The organism is Shewanella sp. 553, assembly GCF_059338375.1.
This window is the reverse complement of record NZ_CM181701.1, coordinates 2273634-2290747: the sequence shown is the minus strand read 5'-3', so window position 1 is coordinate 2290747 and position 17114 is coordinate 2273634. Positions and strand designations below refer to the sequence as shown.

15 protein-coding genes and 2 rRNA genes are annotated in these 17114 nt (G+C 45.3%); 11 read left to right on the top strand and 6 right to left on the bottom strand.

The window, feature by feature from the left end; translation table 11 throughout:
* Nucleotides 1-107: 107 nt before the first annotated feature.
* Nucleotides 108-3001, top strand: a 23S ribosomal RNA gene (locus AC5YBZ_RS10345).
* Nucleotides 3002-3136: 135 nt separating this feature from the next.
* Nucleotides 3137-3252: ribosomal RNA gene (rrf, locus tag AC5YBZ_RS10340) — 5S ribosomal RNA — on the top strand.
* A 200-nt stretch (nucleotides 3253-3452) separates the two neighbouring features.
* On the opposite strand, the gene AC5YBZ_RS10335 is transcribed toward rrf, so the two are convergent.
* On the bottom strand, nucleotides 3453-4115 hold the full coding sequence (locus tag AC5YBZ_RS10335; protein WP_494518897.1) for a YccT family protein: 663 nt from the start codon (nucleotides 4113-4115) through the stop codon (nucleotides 3453-3455).
* Nucleotides 4116-4282: 167 nt separating this feature from the next.
* Between AC5YBZ_RS10335 and AC5YBZ_RS10330 the strand changes: the two genes are divergently transcribed.
* Both AC5YBZ_RS10330 and corA read left to right on the top strand, forming a co-directional pair.
* The gene (locus AC5YBZ_RS10330; protein ID WP_494518898.1) at nucleotides 4283-4648 is read left to right on the top strand and encodes a hypothetical protein; all 366 of its coding nucleotides are present in this window, start codon (nucleotides 4283-4285) and stop codon (nucleotides 4646-4648) included.
* Nucleotides 4649-4838: 190 nt separating this feature from the next.
* Nucleotides 4839-5786, top strand: coding sequence for a magnesium/cobalt transporter CorA (gene corA, locus AC5YBZ_RS10325; protein ID WP_494518899.1), 948 nt, complete (start codon nucleotides 4839-4841; stop codon nucleotides 5784-5786).
* Nucleotides 5787-5815: 29 nt separating this feature from the next.
* On the opposite strand, the gene AC5YBZ_RS10320 is transcribed toward corA, so the two are convergent.
* The 4 genes from AC5YBZ_RS10320 to AC5YBZ_RS10305 form a co-directional block, all read right to left on the bottom strand.
* A complete protein-coding gene (locus AC5YBZ_RS10320) occupies nucleotides 5816-6145 on the bottom strand; it encodes a DUF3135 domain-containing protein (protein WP_494518900.1) in 330 nt (109 codons plus the stop codon).
* A gap of 127 nt (nucleotides 6146-6272) precedes the next feature.
* The gene (locus tag AC5YBZ_RS10315; RefSeq protein ID WP_494518901.1) at nucleotides 6273-7538 is read right to left on the bottom strand and encodes a cyclic di-GMP phosphodiesterase; all 1266 of its coding nucleotides are present in this window, start codon (nucleotides 7536-7538) and stop codon (nucleotides 6273-6275) included.
* A 274-nt stretch (nucleotides 7539-7812) separates the two neighbouring features.
* Nucleotides 7813-9162 carry an ATP-binding protein gene (locus AC5YBZ_RS10310; RefSeq protein WP_494518902.1) on the bottom strand — a complete coding sequence of 450 codons (1350 nt, stop codon included), beginning with the start codon at nucleotides 9160-9162 and terminating at the stop codon, nucleotides 7813-7815.
* Complete coding sequence (locus AC5YBZ_RS10305; RefSeq protein WP_494518903.1) at nucleotides 9153-9827, bottom strand: response regulator; 675 nt, start codon at nucleotides 9825-9827, stop codon at nucleotides 9153-9155. Before AC5YBZ_RS10305 ends, AC5YBZ_RS10310 begins: the two co-directional genes overlap by 10 nt.
* Before the next feature lie 242 nt (nucleotides 9828-10069).
* On the opposite strand from AC5YBZ_RS10305, the gene AC5YBZ_RS10300 reads away from it, so the two are divergent.
* From AC5YBZ_RS10300 to AC5YBZ_RS10290, 3 genes are read left to right on the top strand one after another with little or no spacing between them, the layout of a single operon-like run.
* Entirely contained in the window at nucleotides 10070-10924 is an 855-nt protein-coding gene (locus AC5YBZ_RS10300; RefSeq protein WP_494518904.1) for a putative selenate ABC transporter substrate-binding protein, read from the top strand.
* Between the two features lie 3 nt (nucleotides 10925-10927).
* Nucleotides 10928-11614 (top strand): ATP-binding cassette domain-containing protein, encoded by a 687-nt coding sequence (locus AC5YBZ_RS10295; RefSeq protein WP_494518905.1) that lies wholly within the window; start codon nucleotides 10928-10930, stop codon nucleotides 11612-11614.
* Entirely contained in the window at nucleotides 11607-13130 is a 1524-nt protein-coding gene (locus tag AC5YBZ_RS10290; RefSeq protein WP_494523628.1) for a PhnE/PtxC family ABC transporter permease, read from the top strand. Before AC5YBZ_RS10295 ends, AC5YBZ_RS10290 begins: the two co-directional genes overlap by 8 nt.
* A 270-nt stretch (nucleotides 13131-13400) precedes the next feature.
* Here AC5YBZ_RS10290 and AC5YBZ_RS10285 read toward each other — a convergent pair whose 3' ends face one another.
* Complete coding sequence (locus tag AC5YBZ_RS10285) at nucleotides 13401-13994, bottom strand: acyl carrier protein phosphodiesterase (RefSeq protein WP_494518907.1); 594 nt, start codon at nucleotides 13992-13994, stop codon at nucleotides 13401-13403.
* A 174-nt stretch (nucleotides 13995-14168) separates the two neighbouring features.
* Here AC5YBZ_RS10285 and AC5YBZ_RS10280 point away from each other — a divergent pair, with 174 nt between their 5' ends.
* The 4 genes from AC5YBZ_RS10280 (at nucleotide 14169) to yajC (ending at nucleotide 17099) form a co-directional block, all read left to right on the top strand.
* Nucleotides 14169-14333 carry a hypothetical protein gene (locus AC5YBZ_RS10280; RefSeq protein WP_494523627.1) on the top strand — a complete coding sequence of 55 codons (165 nt, stop codon included), beginning with the start codon at nucleotides 14169-14171 and terminating at the stop codon, nucleotides 14331-14333.
* A 71-nt stretch (nucleotides 14334-14404) separates the two neighbouring features.
* Nucleotides 14405-15445: a tRNA preQ1(34) S-adenosylmethionine ribosyltransferase-isomerase QueA gene (gene queA, locus AC5YBZ_RS10275; RefSeq protein WP_494523626.1), complete on the top strand. Its 1041-nt coding sequence runs from the start codon at nucleotides 14405-14407 to the stop codon at nucleotides 15443-15445.
* Between the two features lie 168 nt (nucleotides 15446-15613).
* A complete protein-coding gene (tgt, locus tag AC5YBZ_RS10270) occupies nucleotides 15614-16738 on the top strand; it encodes a tRNA guanosine(34) transglycosylase Tgt (RefSeq protein WP_494518909.1) in 1125 nt (374 codons plus the stop codon).
* A gap of 28 nt (nucleotides 16739-16766) precedes the next feature.
* The gene (yajC, locus tag AC5YBZ_RS10265; RefSeq protein WP_028773077.1) at nucleotides 16767-17099 is read left to right on the top strand and encodes a preprotein translocase subunit YajC; all 333 of its coding nucleotides are present in this window, start codon (nucleotides 16767-16769) and stop codon (nucleotides 17097-17099) included.
* Nucleotides 17100-17114: the final 15 nt, after the last annotated feature.

Sequence of the window (17114 nt, the reverse complement as noted above, 5' to 3'; positions counted from 1 at the left end):
TTCATGAGTATTCTTTTGGCGAAAGTAAACACCATTAGTTGCGATACAACATCAAGCTTACCCGCTTGATAAAGTTTGTTTCCTTGTGAAACTCATTTGGGTTGTATGGTTAAGTGACTAAGCGTATACGGTGGATGCCTTGGCAGTCAGAGGCGATGAAGGACGTAGTAACTTGCGAAAAGCGTTGGCGAGCTAGTAACAAGCATTTGAGCTAACGATGTCCGAATGGGGAAACCCACATGCATAAGCATGTATCACAACATGAATACATAGTGTTGTGAGGCGAACCCGGGGAACTGAAACATCTAAGTACCCGGAGGAAAAGAAATCAACCGAGATTCCCCTAGTAGCGGCGAGCGAACGGGGATTAGCCCTTAAGCGTAGAGGGTGTTAGTGGAATGTGTTGGAAAGCACAGCGGCACAGGGTGATAGCCCCGTACATGAAAACTAACTTTACGTGAAAACGAGTAGGACGGGACACGTGACATCTTGTCTGAACATGGGGGGACCATCCTCCAAGGCTAAATACTCCTGACTGACCGATAGTGAACCAGTACCGTGAGGGAAAGGCGAAAAGAACCCCTGTGAGGGGAGTGAAATAGAACCTGAAACCGTATACGTACAAGCAGTGGGAGCGGTTCTTGAGACCGTGACTGCGTACCTTTTGTATAATGGGTCAGCGACTTACATTTTGTAGCGAGGTTAAGCGAATAGCGGAGCCGTAGGGAAACCGAGTGTTAACTGCGCGTTTAGTTGCAAGGTGTAGACCCGAAACCCGGTGATCTAGCCATGGGCAGGTTGAAGGTTGAGTAACATCAACTGGAGGACCGAACACACGTATGTTGAAAAATGCGGTGATGACTTGTGGCTGGGGGTGAAAGGCCAATCAAACCGGGAGATATCTGGTTCTCCTCGAAAGCTATTTAGGTAGCGCCTCGAGCGAATACCATTGGGGGTAGAGCACTGTTAAGGCTAGGGGGTCATCCCGACTTACCAACCCTTTGCAAACTCCGAATACCAATGAGTACTACTCGGGAGACACACGGCGGGTGCTAACGTCCGTCGTGAAAAGGGAAACAACCCAGACCATCAGCTAAGGTCCCAAAGTTATTGCTAAGTGGGAAACGATGTGGGAAGGCTTAGACAGCTAGGATGTTGGCTTAGAAGCAGCCATCATTTAAAGAAAGCGTAATAGCTCACTAGTCGAGTCGGCCTGCGCGGAAGATTTAACGGGGCTAAGCAATACACCGAAGCTATGGGTACTAGCGCTTGCGCTAGTGCGGTAGAGGAGCGTTCTGTAAGCCGTTGAAGGTGAAGGGGTAACCCACGCTGGAGGTATCAGAAGTGCGAATGCTGACATGAGTAACGATAAAGGGGGTGAAAAACCCCCTCGCCGAAAGACCAAGGGTTCCTGTCCAATGTTAATCAGGGCAGGGTGAGTCGACCCCTAAGGCGAGGCCGAAAGGCGTAGTCGATGGGAAACAGGTTAATATTCCTGTACTTCTGCTAACTGCGATGGAGAGACGGAGAAGGCTAGGCTAGCGCGGCGTTGGTTGTCCGCGTTTAAGGCTGTAGGTGGTGCACTTAGGCAAATCCGGGTGCACATACACTGAGAGTTGACGACGAGGTTCTACGGAACTGAAGTAGTTGATGCCATGCTTCCAGGAAAATCTTCTAAGCTTCAGGTTAGCAGGAATCGTACCCCAAACCGACACAGGTGGTTGGGTAGAGAATACCAAGGCGCTTGAGAGAACTCGGCTGAAGGAACTAGGCAAAATGGTACCGTAACTTCGGGAGAAGGTACGCTCCTGTTGGTGATGAGACTTGCTCTCTAAGCTGACGGGAGTCGCAGATACCAGGTGGCTGCAACTGTTTATCAAAAACACAGCACTGTGCAAACTCGCAAGAGGAAGTATACGGTGTGACGCCTGCCCGGTGCCGGAAGGTTAATTGATTGGGTTATCTTCGGAGAAGCTCATGATCGAAGCCCCGGTAAACGGCGGCCGTAACTATAACGGTCCTAAGGTAGCGAAATTCCTTGTCGGGTAAGTTCCGACCTGCACGAATGGCGTAATGATGGCCACGCTGTCTCCAGCCGAGACTCAGTGAAGTTGAAATTGCGGTGAAGATGCCGTATACCCGCGGCTAGACGGAAAGACCCCGTGAACCTTTACTATAGCTTGGCACTGAACATTGACCCTACATGTGTAGGATAGGTGGGAGACTTTGAAGCAGGAACGCCAGTTCTTGTGGAGTCAACCTTGAAATACCACCCTTGTAGTGTTGATGTTCTAACTCTGGCCCCTGAATCGGGGTTGAGGACAGTGCCTGGTGGGTAGTTTGACTGGGGCGGTCTCCTCCCAAAGAGTAACGGAGGAGCACGAAGGTTGGCTAAGTACGGTCGGACATCGTACGGTTAGTGCAATGGCATAAGCCAGCTTAACTGCGAGACATACACGTCGAGCAGGTGCGAAAGCAGGTCATAGTGATCCGGTGGTTCTGAATGGAAGGGCCATCGCTCAACGGATAAAAGGTACTCCGGGGATAACAGGCTGATACCGCCCAAGAGTTCATATCGACGGCGGTGTTTGGCACCTCGATGTCGGCTCATCACATCCTGGGGCTGAAGTCGGTCCCAAGGGTATGGCTGTTCGCCATTTAAAGTGGTACGCGAGCTGGGTTCAGAACGTCGTGAGACAGTTCGGTCCCTATCTGCCGTGGGCGTTGGATGATTGAAGGGAGCTGCTCCTAGTACGAGAGGACCGGAGTGGACGAACCGCTGGTGTTCGGGTTGTCATGCCAATGGCATTGCCCGGTAGCTACGTTCGGAATCGATAACCGCTGAAAGCATCTAAGCGGGAAGCGAGCCCTAAGATGAGTCATCCCTAGGACTTTAAGTCCTCTAAAGGGCCGTAGGAGACTACTACGTTGATAGGCAAGGTGTGTAAGCGTTGTGAGGCGTTGAGCTAACTTGTACTAATGACCCGTGAGGCTTAACCATACAACCCAAAAGGGTTTCTAACTAAGTGAATACTTAGCGAAAGAATACAGACACTTGATTTAGTGTGACCAATTTTAATATCTCTTGCTTCTTGAAATACAGAATTGAGAGCAGCTTTCTAAATTTCCAAATTTGTCTGGAAACCATAGCATTGTGGTACCACCTGATCCCATCCCGAACTCAGAAGTGAAACGCAATCGCGCCGATGGTAGTGTGGGGTCTCCCCATGTGAGAGTAGGTCATTTCCAGACGCCTAATACTTCTCGAAAGAGAATCGATAAATCCCCAGCACTTCGTGTTGGGGATTTTTTCGTTTAACCGCTGTTGAAATTAACGTTGTGAGCTCCAATATTCATGTTGGGGTCACACATCTTCAACATTCACCACATCCTTGTGGCAACTAGATTTGGCTCACTATCTTGTGTTAAGAAGCCGAATAACGTGCAGTGGGTTACTTGGATTTGGCTGGTTCAATGGCATTTATTTTGGCTTTAAATGCTTGGCGAGTTTGTTCATTGGCTTGTTGATACCAAAAATCGAGCATCTGACTAATATTAATCTGAGTTGTATTATCAGGGCTGTCAGTTACTGAAACCTGTGTTGCAGTCAAAGATGTTGCTATAACTTGTGGTTGCATCTTGATGGCAGCAGCTGCTGCGCTGAGGTTATATTGATTGATCTCCTCTCGGTAATTACGACCTATCTGGATACCATCTTTAGTTAGGGTATCAATACGATAGTCGATTTGTTGGCCATTGTCGTCGATGATGCTGACCTTGGGGTGTTGGTTAAATTTATCTGCATCGCTAGTAGAGTTAATTTTGGGCAAACTTATTTTGTATTTTGCATTTTGCCCGGTGAAAGTCACAATGACAGCTTCAGATATAAAGCGTTGATTTTGCCCTTGATGGCGAAAGTTAGCTAGGTATTTGAATACTATCTGCTGCTCGCCATCCTCTGCGGTTAAGTTGGTTGTGTCAGTTTCTTGTGCATTGAATAGTAATGGCTTAGTGTTAGCCGGTAAGCTGACACTGATAGCTGCTAAGGTTGTTGGCGCTATGAGCATCGCACTGAGAAGCCCTAATTTAGAAAGTAATGGATACGGTATTTTCATATAAAACTCAGATAATGATCAGCTCACAATTATATAGCACTTAAGTCAGATGTTGAAAATGACAGTTAAAAATCATGGACAACAATTTGTCCAGTGTGAGGTATTAATAACAGTAATTTAAATGCGCTAGGGTTATAATTTATCTCGGTTTATTGATGGAGAGTGCCGTGCTAACCAAATTGTTGGTAACCTTGTTAATTATTGCTGGTGCATTATTTTATGTTCGTAAACCGGCGCGTTATGAGCAGACTGAAACCGCCACTCAATTTGGCCAGCGACTGCTATTTCGTTATGTTGCCATGGGCTTTGTCGTGTTTGCGTTGCTCGGTAGCGCGCTGTATTGGTATTGGACTTGGCAAGATGGGGAGCAGGTTGTTAGCGTTAGCATTGTTTCACCTTTAGAGGATAAAGTTAATATCTATCAAGTGCATAAGCGGGATATAAAAGATAATGAGCTCACTACAGTCGATGGTATTAAGATCCGCTTGTCGACTCAAGAACGGATAATTATTGCGCCAGTCGATGTCAAATAACACAATTTCTGTCGCGTAAGTCGGTATCAAACAACATCACATGTAATTGCTGATAATTAAGTTATCGCAGATGCCACTAGTTTTATCTTAACTGCTAGCCAATTGTGCTTGATTCGGTACAATAAAGATTCATTCACCCTGCGCTTCGATGGCACCCCTTTTTCATCAGAGTGTTTTTTCAGGAGGCCATATGATCACAGCTTATGTCTATGAAGAGAATAAGTTATCTATTATCGAATTGAACGTCCAAGACAGCGTTCCTGATGGGACATTATGGCTAGACCTGTTCAAACCCGAAGATGATGAACGTGAGTGGTTACGAGGCTATTCATCAGAAGAATTGCCTGAAGAGGAAGATATTAACGAGATTGAGGCTTCGGCGCGTTTTTATCAAAATAAAGATGGTTTACACATCAACTCTTTGTTTCCCCAGCGTGTTGGACAAGACGTAAAAGGCGTCAACATATCATTTAACCTTCGTAGTCATTTTTTGGTGACGTTACGTGAAGACGATGTCGGCCTCATTCGTTTACTGCGTAATTACCTGCGTTTGGGCAGGTTGGATGTGAAAACCCCGCAAGCGTTATTTTTAGAGTTGTTTAATCTAAAAGTGGACTACCTATCTGATTTAATTGAGGATGTTTATTCTGTTCTCGAAAATGTCGGCGATCGAGTATTTGAAAGTGATGAACTTGACGATGTGTTTAAGTTAATTACTTTACAGGAAGATTCTAACGGTAAAATTCGCCTTAGTTTGCTCGATACCCAGCGCTCGCTGCGTTATATGCAGCGCTATTATCGTGGCAAGCTAACAGATGATGATTTAAAAGATCTACGTGAGATGTTGTCTGATATTGAATCCCTGATGCCACACAGTCAGTTTATTTTCGACAAGCTAAACTTTTTGCTCGATGCTGCTATGGGCTTTAGTGGTTTGCAGCAAAATAAGATTATTAAAATCTTCTCGGTTGCAGCGGTCATTTTCCTGCCACCGACCGTGATAGCGAGTGCCTATGGAATGAACTTTGCTAATATGCCAGAACTGAGTTGGCAGTGGGGCTATCCGATGGCGATTTTGATGATGTTTGGTAGCGCTGCATCAACTTACTTTTTCTTTAAGCGTAAGGGCTGGCTATAGCGAGTGGCACTTAATGGTTAACCCTGTAGTTAAGAGTTGATTTTACTCTCTTTAATTACCTTAAGTTGAACTACTTGGGCTTTATTATCTCGAAATCTTTGTGGCTCCGTTATGACCTGATTCAGCGAAGTGAATTTGTCATTCATTAACTTTAATGTCAAAAAGCATTTTGCATATGGATTACTACAGCGCGACATCTGTAAGCTGAGATTATGCTGCAATGATTCTAGCTGCGCACGTGTATTGGGCGCAGCTTCATCAATAAGTGCTTGATTTAGATTTTTTTGCAGCGCAGCCAACTGTTCAGGCGCATGTTGTGCAAGCCAGTGCAAACTATCAAAGTCTGGAAGTTCAACCATATTCCCCAACCTGTCTTTAGTGCTTATCGCTCGACTAATCTGCTTTATTCTAGTCGCAGATAGTCAATAACGGTAAGCTGTTCCTTGAGGTTTGGATATATCTCAAGGGCGCTGACGGTCGGTTACCTTATGATTTAGCTGAGTTACCAAAGTAATAACTTACCCTTTCTCTAGGGCTCAGATAATTGTGGATTTTTTCTGGCAAGGCTGATGGGGCAATACAGCGAACAATGGTTAAGCCTTCGGTCTCTAAATCGACGATAGGGGCTTGATCTTTCGGGACCTGCGCATCATAAACCAAAATTCTTGGAAATAATATTTTTTCTAAATTAACCGCCATCACTATGGCAAATTGTCCGCTAGACAGTTCGACAATACTGCCGGGTGGATAGATGCCGAGCATTTTGATCAACTTACCAATGGCGTCTTGATTAAGCTTTTGTTTATAGTTTTTATATATATAAGCCAACGCTGCATAAGGGGTTCGAGCCTTTATTTGACCATCGGGATGGCAGAGCTGATCATAAAGATTGATCGCCGCGACCAATTGCGTCGGTAGGCCTATGCCTTCTTGTTTTAGCCCACGTGGATAGCCTGAGCCATCTAAAAATTCATGGTGGTCACGTACGATGTCCATTGCGTTAGCAGGGAAGTTATCTGCTAACCTTAATAGTGCCACACCCATAGTAGGATGCTGTTTAATAAAATTAATTTCAGGTTGAGTCAGCGGAGTTTTCTTGCGCATTAATTGTGCAGGTACTTTCAGTTTGCCTATATCATGAAATAAGGCGCCGAGTCCGACCGCTTCAATATCTGCTCGTGACCATTGCAACTCTTTTGCGACCATCATAGAAAGTACTGCCACATTGAGCGAATGATGATAGATGCCGTCATCGTCTTTGGCATCGGCCATAAGGTGCAAGACTAAGTTATCTGAATTAAGTAGTTGCTCTGCTATATCACTCACTAGCTCTTGTGCATCATTAATGGCGTTGAGTGGGCGCAGTTGTAATTTGGTGATCAGGCTGCGCATCATGGCAACCGAGCGACCGAACTGTTGTTCAGTTTTTTGTAGATCGCGCCTGAGCCGTTGCAGGTATTCTATTCTGTTTAATTTATTTTGGTTCATCTGGGCACTTAGCACATCAAGCTTTTTGTTGGTTTTAGTGTCGTCGATTTTCTCCGTGACGACTTTGCTCAATGGCGGTACGCTGCTTTTATCTAAGTCGACAAATACAAATTCGATGCCTAAGTTTTTAATTAATTCTATCTGTGTGTTCTGTTTGAGTTTGAATGAGTTAAATAGAAAGGGATGCTCTTTCCATGAGACAGGTAATCGCACGAAATTGCCTGTTTGTAGTTGATTAACATTGACTTTACAGCTTTTGCTCATGTGATGATTAGTTTGCCTGAATGTGACCGGGTATTTTATATGAAGCGGATGACTTTACAATTCATTAGGCTATGTTGCAGTAAAGATGTAGGCAAAATATATTGAAACAGAGAATGTTATCACAGGAATGCGATAACAATGCTTCATCGTGCAATTCGGTAGTGATGCTTAGTTAGGCAAGAGGAAGCATGATAGTGATAACATTCCCTGAGTGACAATTTGGATTGTTACTCAGGGAATGTTTAATTACACCAGTGAATTTGTTGATTAGCGATTAAAGAGGGATGGTGATAATAAACTTGGCACCTTCAAGAGCTGATGTTTCAATTGCCATATGGCCATTATAGCTGATGACGATTTCATGACAGACAGCGAGGCCGATCCCTTGACCCGGTTTTTGCGTATCGGCGCGCACACCTCGCTCGATGATACGTTGGCGGATACTGTCAATAACGCCGGGGCCATCATCTTCAACGATCAACACAAACTCACCGTTGTCGCTGTAATAGGCACTCACCGTTACTTGGCTGATACACATCTTAAAGGCATTTTCCATTAAGTTGCCACATAACTCCATTAAGTCGCCTTTATCGCCAGGGAAAACCTGCTCTTTAGGGATGTTAGCGCTAAAGCTAATCTGTTTATCACGATAGACTTTAAACAGCATTTGCGCGAGTTGATCAACTAAAGGGGCGACGGGAGTTTGTTGCCGCTTAAGCCCTTTACGTCCAAGCATGGCACGCTTTAATTGATATTTTACTAGCTGATCCATTTGGCTAACTTGTTGCATGATCTTTTCGCTAGCGCTGTTTTTATCCAGGCTGGCATCATCGGTAATAGCATGTACTGCGGCCAAACGTGTTTTAAGGCTGTGGGCTAAGTCATTCATGGCATTTTGGTAACGTTCTTGCTGGGCGCTCGATTGCTGTAACAGTTGGTTGAGTGCTTGTGTCACGCCCTCAAGTTCGACCGGATAATCGTTCGATAATGCCTTGGCCTTACCACTGCTGACTTGTTGTAACTCGTTACGCAGGCGTACTAATGGCCGCATTCCCCAATAAGCAGCACTGATTAATAATACGAATGCTAAACCCAGTACCATGGCGAGGCGCCAATAGGTGCGTCGGCTGAACTTATCTAGTTCTTGCTCTAATTTTTGTGCATCTTTCATCACCAATAAGTTGTATTTATTTTTGGCGATTTCGACCGACAGTAAATAGACAAAGTAATTTTTATTATCAGCTAGGGTCAGGTAGTAAGGCGGGGCATCATGTCTAATATGGTTAAAGCGCTCGCAGGTATCGAATAAACCACGATCGGCAGCTAATGATGAGGTCCAAACTTGCGCGAATGCTTCATTACAACTAGCGATAATATAACGCTCGGGGGTGTTATTTTCTGTCAGCCATTGGCTGTCATCTGGGATCAGGTTGTTTTCTTTTAATTCTGCGGCGACTTTGGGGATCTCTGCGATCAACTGCGCCGTCTCTTCATTATAATTATTTTGAGCATAGAGAATATTAACCAGCCAAGCTAAGCCAAAGCCCACTAAAGCAATAATGGAGAGTGAGGTCAGGAATAACCGCGTCAGCAGGCGGCGTTTGAATTTGAACTTTAACTGCATACGAGATTAAACTTATAGCCTTGACCACGGATGGTGGCTATGGGGTTGTCTAAATCACTCTTAGCGAGTTTTTTTCGTAGGCGGCTGACCATCACTTCAATGGTATTTGGGTCGCCCTCTTTATCGCCATAAATCACATCCAAAAGGCGCTGCTTGGCGACAACCTCGTGACAATGGCGCATGAGGTATTCTAATATTTGATATTCAAATGCGGTCACCTCCATTGGCTCTCCATCGAGAGTGACTTGTTTAGCGGCTAAGTCTAATTGCAGTGGACCACTGGTAATTTGTGGTTTAACAAACCCAGCACTGCGGCGCACGAGTGCATCTAAGCGTGCGACCAACTCCTCTTTTTGAAACGGTTTAACCAGGTAGTCATCGGCGCCTGCATTTAAGCCCTCGACTTTATCTTGCCAGTTGACCCGTGCGGTCAAAATAAGGATAGGGGCTTTAAGCCCGGCCTGTCTTAAGGTGTGAATAAGGCTAATGCCATCTTGGTCGGGTAAGCCTAAATCGACAATGGCCACATCGATTGGATAATTGGTTGCTTGATAAAATCCCTCTTTGGCGGTGAGGGCCACTTGAACCTTATTGCCTAAATCACTCAGTTGTACATTGAGGTGATGGGATAAGATGGGATCATCTTCAACAATCAAAATTCTCATTCGCGTGGGCCTTAATGTTATGGGTGAGTTTATTTTAGTGTAACCACTTCTATTGCTCATGCTAATTGAGCTAAGCCGTTAAAGCCATTAGTTTATAACCGTTTAACTTAACCGTTGCTGACTTACCTTGCAGCGACTAACTTAATATTATCAATTGCCTTGGAGACTAAGCGTTTTATCACCTATGAATTTAGGCCACTAATGGTTAGAATCGCGTCAATATTGAATAATAGGACTATTCTATGCCTTGGCTTAACGCTGTTGTTATACTATTTGTGTGTTTATATTTACCGACAACATGGGCGACGGGCTTCACGTTTACCGCGATCCCTGATGAAGATGAAAGCCAATTACAGACCCGTTTCGATAAGGTTGCGCGCTACCTAGAAGCAGAGCTTGGGGTCGAGGTTAACTATATTCCGGTTAAGTCTTATGCCGCAGCCGTTACAGCCTTTCGAAATAATCAAGTGCAGTTAGCCTGGTTCGGTGGCTTGTCGGGTGTGCAAGCTAGGCGTTTAGTGCCTGGCTCGAAGGCTATTGCCCAAGGTTTTGAAGATCAATCGTTTAAAAGTTATTTTATTGCCCATCATTCAGTGCAGTTAATGCCATCGAACCATTTTCCTAATTTAAACGGTTACACTTTTACCTTTGGTTCTAAAGGTTCGACGTCGGGTCGATTGATGCCGCAATTTTATATTGAGCGCAATATGGGCAAAAAGGTCGCCGATATCTTTACTCGGGTAGGCTTTTCTGGCGATCACAGTCGGACTATTGTCCAGGTTGAAGCGGGGGCTTATCAGGTGGGCGCGGTCAATTATAAGGTGTGGCAAAGTGCGGTTGCGAATGGGCAAGTAGACACAGGTAAAGTGCGAGTCATCTGGGAAAGTCCCAGTTATCCCGATTATCAGTGGACGTTACGCGCAGGGGTTGATGAAACTTATGGTGCAGGTTTTGGCGACAAAGTAAAAATGGCACTGCTGAACATGGATCAACCTGACTTATTAGCGAGTTTTCCTCGGCAAGCTTTTGTCGCAGCCGATAATGAAGATTATGAGCCCATTGCCACAGTGGCGGTTGCCATTGGTTTATTAGATTAGGCTATGCTAACAATCAAAGATCTGTCGATAAGTTACGGCAATAAACGGGTGCTCGATAAGTTATCATTGACGCTTCACCCTAGCGAGAAACTGGCGATAGTCGGCGAGTCTGGTGCAGGAAAATCAACGCTACTTAACTATATTTATCAGCAGCTTAAAGATAAATCGGCTTTGTGTGCTCAATCACAAGGCCTAGTGGATGCCCTCAGTGTCTATCACAATGTTTATATGGGTGGGCTCGCGCGCCATCACTGGGTGTATAACATCGCCAACTTAGTGTGGCCGATGGCGACGCGGCAGGTTGAAGTGGACAAGCTTTGTCAGGCGTTATCGCTTGATGTGGCGTTAACGACTAAGGTATCTGCGTTATCTGGAGGCCAGCGTCAACGTGTCGGGTTAGCACGCGCCTTGTATCAGCAACAAGCGGTGTTTATAGGGGATGAAGCGTTTTCTGCGCTCGATCCTATGATGGCCAATCGATTGGTGGAGCAGGTGATAGCCCAGCACGATGCTGTCGTGATGGTGCTACATGATCGTTATCTGGCACTGAATCACTTCGACCGTATTATTGGCCTGCGTGATGGAAAAATTGCCTTGGATAGGCCGGCTAAACACTTGAACGAGCATGATCTGGCCGTTTTTTTTGATAATAGCTTAGACAGCGCCGCCACGGCGCGTTCACATGCCTAACCCGTTAAGCTTTATTGGCCCTTGGCAAGGTTTAACCTTAGCACTTTGGGCAATGGCTTTGGGCTGTAGCTATTTTGCCGATATTACCATTATCTCTCTCGATCCTTGGCATGAGCTATCTCGTATGCTGCTCGCCATGCTTACCCCAGATTTTTTCGCTACAGAATCAATTATTAACGCCTTATGGTTAACCGTTAGTTTTGCGCTGCTTGGTGTCAGCGTGGGGTTACTCTTAGGTTCGCCCTTGGTGTTGATCTATCATTTGCCTTGGGTGTCCGGTGTTTGCGCCATGGTGCGAGGCATTCATGAGATATTTTGGGCGTTACTGTTTTTACAACTGTTTGGCTTATCACCACTGACCGGAATACTGGCCATCGCCTTGCCCTATGGCGCGACTTTCGCCCGAGTGTTTCATGATATTTTACAACAATCACCTAGCACGACGCTCGAGAGCCTGCCTGCTAAGGTCGATAATATTAGCCGCTATTGTTACGGCAAAGTGGGACATGTTTATCCATTAATGCTGGCTTATATCCGCTATCGATTTGAGTGTGCACTGCGCAGCAGCGCAGTACTGGGTTTTATTGGCATGCCGACGCTAGGGTTTTATCTTGAAACTGCATTTAGTCAGGGAAATTATCAAGAAGGGGCGGCGCTGCTGATCTTATTTGTGCTGTTGATCGGTACCATTTCATGGTGGGCTCGTAGCCTGCTGTTGCCTTGGTACTTATTGGCGGCGCTGTTAACACTGCCGACAATAACCGTGTTAGATAGCCAATTAATTTGGCAATTTATTAGTTATGATCTACTCCCCCCCGGGCTGCGCGGTATCGTTCATCACCAGATTGAGCTTAGCCAAGGGTGGTGGCAATTTAGCCGCTGGTGGCAGCAGCTAACCTTTGAGCAGGTGTTACCAGGGGTTGGTGCCACATTGGTGTTAGCCTTATGTGCATTAGGCGCAACCCAATTATTGGCGCTGGTTGGATTTTATATCGCTAGCGGTTATCGCGGCAGTCGTTGGAGTGCTGCGCTGGGGAGAGCTGTGCTATTGGTGCTGCGCTCGTTGCCTGAGTATTTATTGGCGTTCATTTTTATGTTGCTGCTTGGTCCCTCTATGTTGCCAGCCATCGCTGCACTGGCGCTGCATAATGGGGCCTTGATTACCTACTTAGTGGTAAGGCAAGAGGAGATACTTAAGCCCAGCGGTACCTATCAGCGGCGAGCCGATCATTTTGCTTTTGAGATCTTACCGCGCATCTATCCTAACTTGATGTCGTTGCTGTTTTATCGGTTTGAGGTGATATTAAGAGAGACAGCCATTTTTGGTGTATTAGGCGTAGCGACGTTGGGGTTTTATATCGATAGTGCCTTTGCCGAAATTCGCTATAGTAATTCACTGTATTTACTTATCATTACGGCGCTAATGAATGTTATTGTTGATCATAGCGCGCGGCGATTATTAGCCAATAGGCTACCCCAAGGGGTTAACCTAGGGGCACCATCTTGTGTGGCTTAGCGTTAAGGTTTCAGTAAAGGCTTTAGCTTTGCTAAAGCTTACGCTAAAACGCCGCGAGGCTTCTATGATGCTTTTAACTGTGATAAATCCGGTGTTGTAGATAGTAGTGGTGGTTCAGATGTCATATCACATTGATGTTTTACTTCCAGAAACCGTCAATCGGCTGAATCTGGCACAGGGCTAGTCGTTTGTGAGCTAGCCACCTGTGGATGAAGTGGTTATGTCGCCTAAAGGATATGCCCAGATTTATTGAGGATAACACCAAGCGAGTTAGAGGAAGTCGCTCGGTGTCTGTCTGCTCCAAATACGGCTATAGGCCATCAGCTGTGGATAGAAAGTCCGAAATGCAATTTCGATCTCGATATCCATTTTGATGACAGTGTCTACCGCGCCGTTAAAAATATCAGGTTTTGATACGCGCTTGGCAACCGAGGTTATCGCTCGATGTAATCCCTCTTGAGCTTGGTAGGCCACAAGCCAATTTTGCTGGCGCATGGCGGGAATAATATCAAGCAGCGTTTGGGGCAGGTGGGGCGTGCTTTCTAATGTTGTATAGGCGTGCTCTGCAAACTGGCTTAATGATTGGTTATGGTATTCATCCCAATATTTGGCCAGCATATGATCAAAGGCTAAATCGATTAATATCGGCGCAGCCCGTTGCAATTGCGCCGGGAACGCGGCGCGGAGCTCTTTGGTCAGCTCGTGACTGTCGGTAAGAGAATCAATCTGTCTGTGTAACCAAATACCTTGTTGTAATGGTTTTGGATGGTCAATGATATTGCCTTTAGCAAAGTCACCTGCCAAGTTGGCGCCCAGAGAAGTGTTACTGTTGTCTGCGAGATGAAGATGAGCCAAAAAGTTCATTTGATATGATGTATTTTCTTTGTTAAAGCAGGTTTTTCACGTTATCATGCCCGCTGGTGCTAAGGAACCTTTATTTTATGCAGAGTGAGCGTACGATGCAATCATAGGCAACTTAAGGATGTGCACCTAGTGAGTTTCCCTTCATATTAACGGTATCGGTTTTAAGGATCATGGATGATGATGTTGAACTGGTTTTCAAAGCTATTAAGTAAAAAGGAACAACCACAACGTAAGCGTGTACAGGTTGATATTCCAATAGAACAACACTGCTATCGTAAAGATTTTTTTTACATAAAAGCCAACCCTGTTGTCGTCAAAGAAGAGGACAGCATTAACTAGTGGGTTTGCCTTGATCTTCTCTGTGTCTGCCAATAGACTAGCGGCCGATTTATGTTAAACAGAGACTAACTATGCGTGTTGCCGATTTTTGTTTTGACCTACCTGATGAACTGATCGCTAGGTATCCTATGCCCGATCGCAGTAGTTCGCGTTTATTGACGCTCGATGGCACTAGTGGCGAGTTAGCCGATAAACAATTTACCGATATTTTACAGATGGTAAATCCTGGCGATCTCATGGTATTTAACAATACCCGAGTGATCCCCGCACGCCTATTTGGTCAAAAGCAAACCGGTGGCAAACTAGAGATATTGGTCGAGCGTATGCTCGATGATACACGCATTTTAGCCCATGTGCGCAGCTCTAAATCGCCCAAGCCCGGTAGCATAGTGTGCCTTGACGGCGGCTATGAAATGACCATGCTTGAGCGTCATGATACGCTGTTTGAACTTGTGCTTAACAGTGACAAGACCATTTTAGAGGTGCTCGAAGAAGTAGGGCATATGCCATTACCGCCTTATATCGATCGTCCAGACGAAGATACCGATAAAGAGCGCTACCAAACGGTTTACAATCAAAATCCAGGCGCGGTAGCAGCGCCCACCGCGGGATTGCATTTTGATGATGCCTTGCTTGCGGCTTTAAAGGATAAGGGCATCAATATCGCCTTTGTGACTTTACATGTCGGTGCTGGGACCTTCCAACCTGTGCGGGTGGATAATATCCTCGAACATAAAATGCACTCAGAGTGGGCTGAGGTTTCACAGCAAGTGGTTGATCAAATCACGGCCACCAAAGCGGCGGGTAACCGTGTGATAGCTGTAGGTACCACGTCAGTACGTTCACTGGAAAGTGCAGCCAAAGCCAGCCAAGGTGAACTGCAACCTTTTAGTAGTGATACTGATATCTTTATTTATCCAGGTTATGAGTTTCAAATTGTCGATGCGCTCGTCACCAATTTCCATCTGCCAGAGTCGACCTTGATCATGTTGATTAGTGCATTTGCTGGTTTCGACGAGGTAAAAAACGCCTATCAACACGCGATCGCTCAAAAATACCGCTTTTTTAGCTATGGCGATGCCATGTTTGTGACTAAAAAACCGAACACATAAGTGATTTTGCTTTAAAATACCTACCCACTATATAAGGTGGGTATTTTTTTATGTTTTTTCAGGTTAAGGGTTGATACTCAATTGTTTGCCCTTATCTCTATTGTTCATTAGTGTCTAAAACCATAGGCACAATATTGGTGTCAGACTGTTTCTCTGGCGAGGTAAATTATGAAATTTGAATTAGATACAACCGATGGTCGTGCACGTCGCGGTCGTTTAGTGTTCGAACGTGGCACGGTGGAAACGCCTGCGTTTATGCCTGTTGGCACTTACGGTACAGTGAAAGGAATGACACCAGAGGAAGTACGTGCTACTGGTGCCGATATTCTGCTGGGAAACACCTTTCACCTTTGGCTACGACCAGGCGAAGAGATCATGCGCAAGCATGGTGACTTACATGATTTTATGAACTGGCAACGCCCAATTCTGACCGATTCTGGCGGATTCCAAGTGTTCAGTCTGGGTGATATCCGTAAGATCACCGAAGAGGGGGTGCACTTCCGTTCGCCAATCAATGGTGAGAAGATTTTCCTCGATCCTGAAAAGTCGATGCAAATTCAAGACTCGCTTGGCAGTGATGTAGTGATGATTTTTGACGAATGTACGCCATATCCTGCAACAGAAGATGAAGCGCGTAAGTCAATGCAGATGTCCTTGCGTTGGGCTCAGCGTTCGCGCGATGAGTTCGATAGGCTGGAAAACCCCAATTCCCTCTTTGGTATTATCCAAGGCGGTGTATACGAAGATTTACGTGATGAAAGCCTAGATGGGCTAGTTAATATTGGTTTTGATGGTTATGCCATCGGTGGTTTAGCGGTTGGTGAGCCCAAGGAAGATATGCACCGTATTTTGGAGCATGTGTGTCCTAAAATTCCAACTGATAAGCCACGCTATTTGATGGGGGTCGGTAAGCCAGAAGATTTAGTTGAGGGCGTACGTCGCGGCGTAGATATGTTTGATTGTGTTATGCCAACACGTAATGCTCGTAACGGTCATCTGTTTACCAGTGAAGGCGTTATCAAGATCCGCAATGCGCGGCATCGTGATGACACTTCACCACTTGATGCTAAATGTGATTGTTATACCTGTAAGAATTACTCACGGGCATATCTGTACCATTTAGATCGTTGCAATGAAATCTTAGGAGCACGTTTAAATACCATCCATAACTTACGTTATTACCAAATGTTGATGGAAGGTTTGCGTGGCGCAATTGAGACAGGTACATTAGACGCCTTTGTTGAGGAGTTCTATACCAGTCAAGGTCGTGAAGTTCCTAAGTTATCCGATTAATACTTACAGCTAATAAGAAGAGAGAATTATGTTCATTTCAAATGCATATGCAAACGCAGCAGGCGCACCAGCAGGTGGTGGCACCATGGAATTGATTTTCATGTTGGTCATTTTCGGCTTGATTTTTTACTTTATGATTTTCCGCCCGCAATCCAAGCGCGTTAAAGAACATAAGAACCTAATGAGCTCATTGAGCAAAGGTGACGAAGTGTTAACCAGCGGTGGGATCTTAGGTAAGATCGCGAAAATCAGTGATGAAAATGATTACGTGTTACTCACCATCAATGAAACCAGCGAAATCACAATTAAAAAGGATTACATTGCGGCTGTTTTGCCTAAAGGGTCGATTAAGTCACTTTAAGTTGTAACAATAAGT

Excerpts from the sequence above, each read along its gene's own strand:
- yajC (WP_028773077.1), top strand. The coding sequence starts at position 16,767 with ATGTTCATTTCAAATGCATATGCAAACGCAGCAGGCGCACCAGCAGGT.
- AC5YBZ_RS10300 (WP_494518904.1), top strand. The coding sequence starts at position 10,070 with ATGCCTTGGCTTAACGCTGTTGTTATACTATTTGTGTGTTTATATTTA.
- AC5YBZ_RS10320 (WP_494518900.1), bottom strand. The coding sequence starts at position 6,145 with ATGGTTGAACTTCCAGACTTTGATAGTTTGCACTGGCTTGCACAACAT.
- AC5YBZ_RS10305 (WP_494518903.1), bottom strand. The coding sequence starts at position 9,827 with ATGAGAATTTTGATTGTTGAAGATGATCCCATCTTATCCCATCACCTC.
- queA (WP_494523626.1), top strand. The coding sequence starts at position 14,405 with ATGCGTGTTGCCGATTTTTGTTTTGACCTACCTGATGAACTGATCGCT.
- AC5YBZ_RS10315 (WP_494518901.1), bottom strand. The coding sequence starts at position 7,538 with ATGAGCAAAAGCTGTAAAGTCAATGTTAATCAACTACAAACAGGCAAT.
- AC5YBZ_RS10310 (WP_494518902.1), bottom strand. The coding sequence starts at position 9,162 with ATGCAGTTAAAGTTCAAATTCAAACGCCGCCTGCTGACGCGGTTATTC.
- AC5YBZ_RS10290 (WP_494523628.1), top strand. The coding sequence starts at position 11,607 with ATGCCTAACCCGTTAAGCTTTATTGGCCCTTGGCAAGGTTTAACCTTA.
- corA (WP_494518899.1), top strand. The coding sequence starts at position 4,839 with ATGATCACAGCTTATGTCTATGAAGAGAATAAGTTATCTATTATCGAA.
- AC5YBZ_RS10295 (WP_494518905.1), top strand. The coding sequence starts at position 10,928 with ATGCTAACAATCAAAGATCTGTCGATAAGTTACGGCAATAAACGGGTG.
- AC5YBZ_RS10285 (WP_494518907.1), bottom strand. The coding sequence starts at position 13,994 with ATGAACTTTTTGGCTCATCTTCATCTCGCAGACAACAGTAACACTTCT.
- AC5YBZ_RS10280 (WP_494523627.1), top strand. The coding sequence starts at position 14,169 with ATGATGATGTTGAACTGGTTTTCAAAGCTATTAAGTAAAAAGGAACAA.
- AC5YBZ_RS10335 (WP_494518897.1), bottom strand. The coding sequence starts at position 4,115 with ATGAAAATACCGTATCCATTACTTTCTAAATTAGGGCTTCTCAGTGCG.
- tgt (WP_494518909.1), top strand. The coding sequence starts at position 15,614 with ATGAAATTTGAATTAGATACAACCGATGGTCGTGCACGTCGCGGTCGT.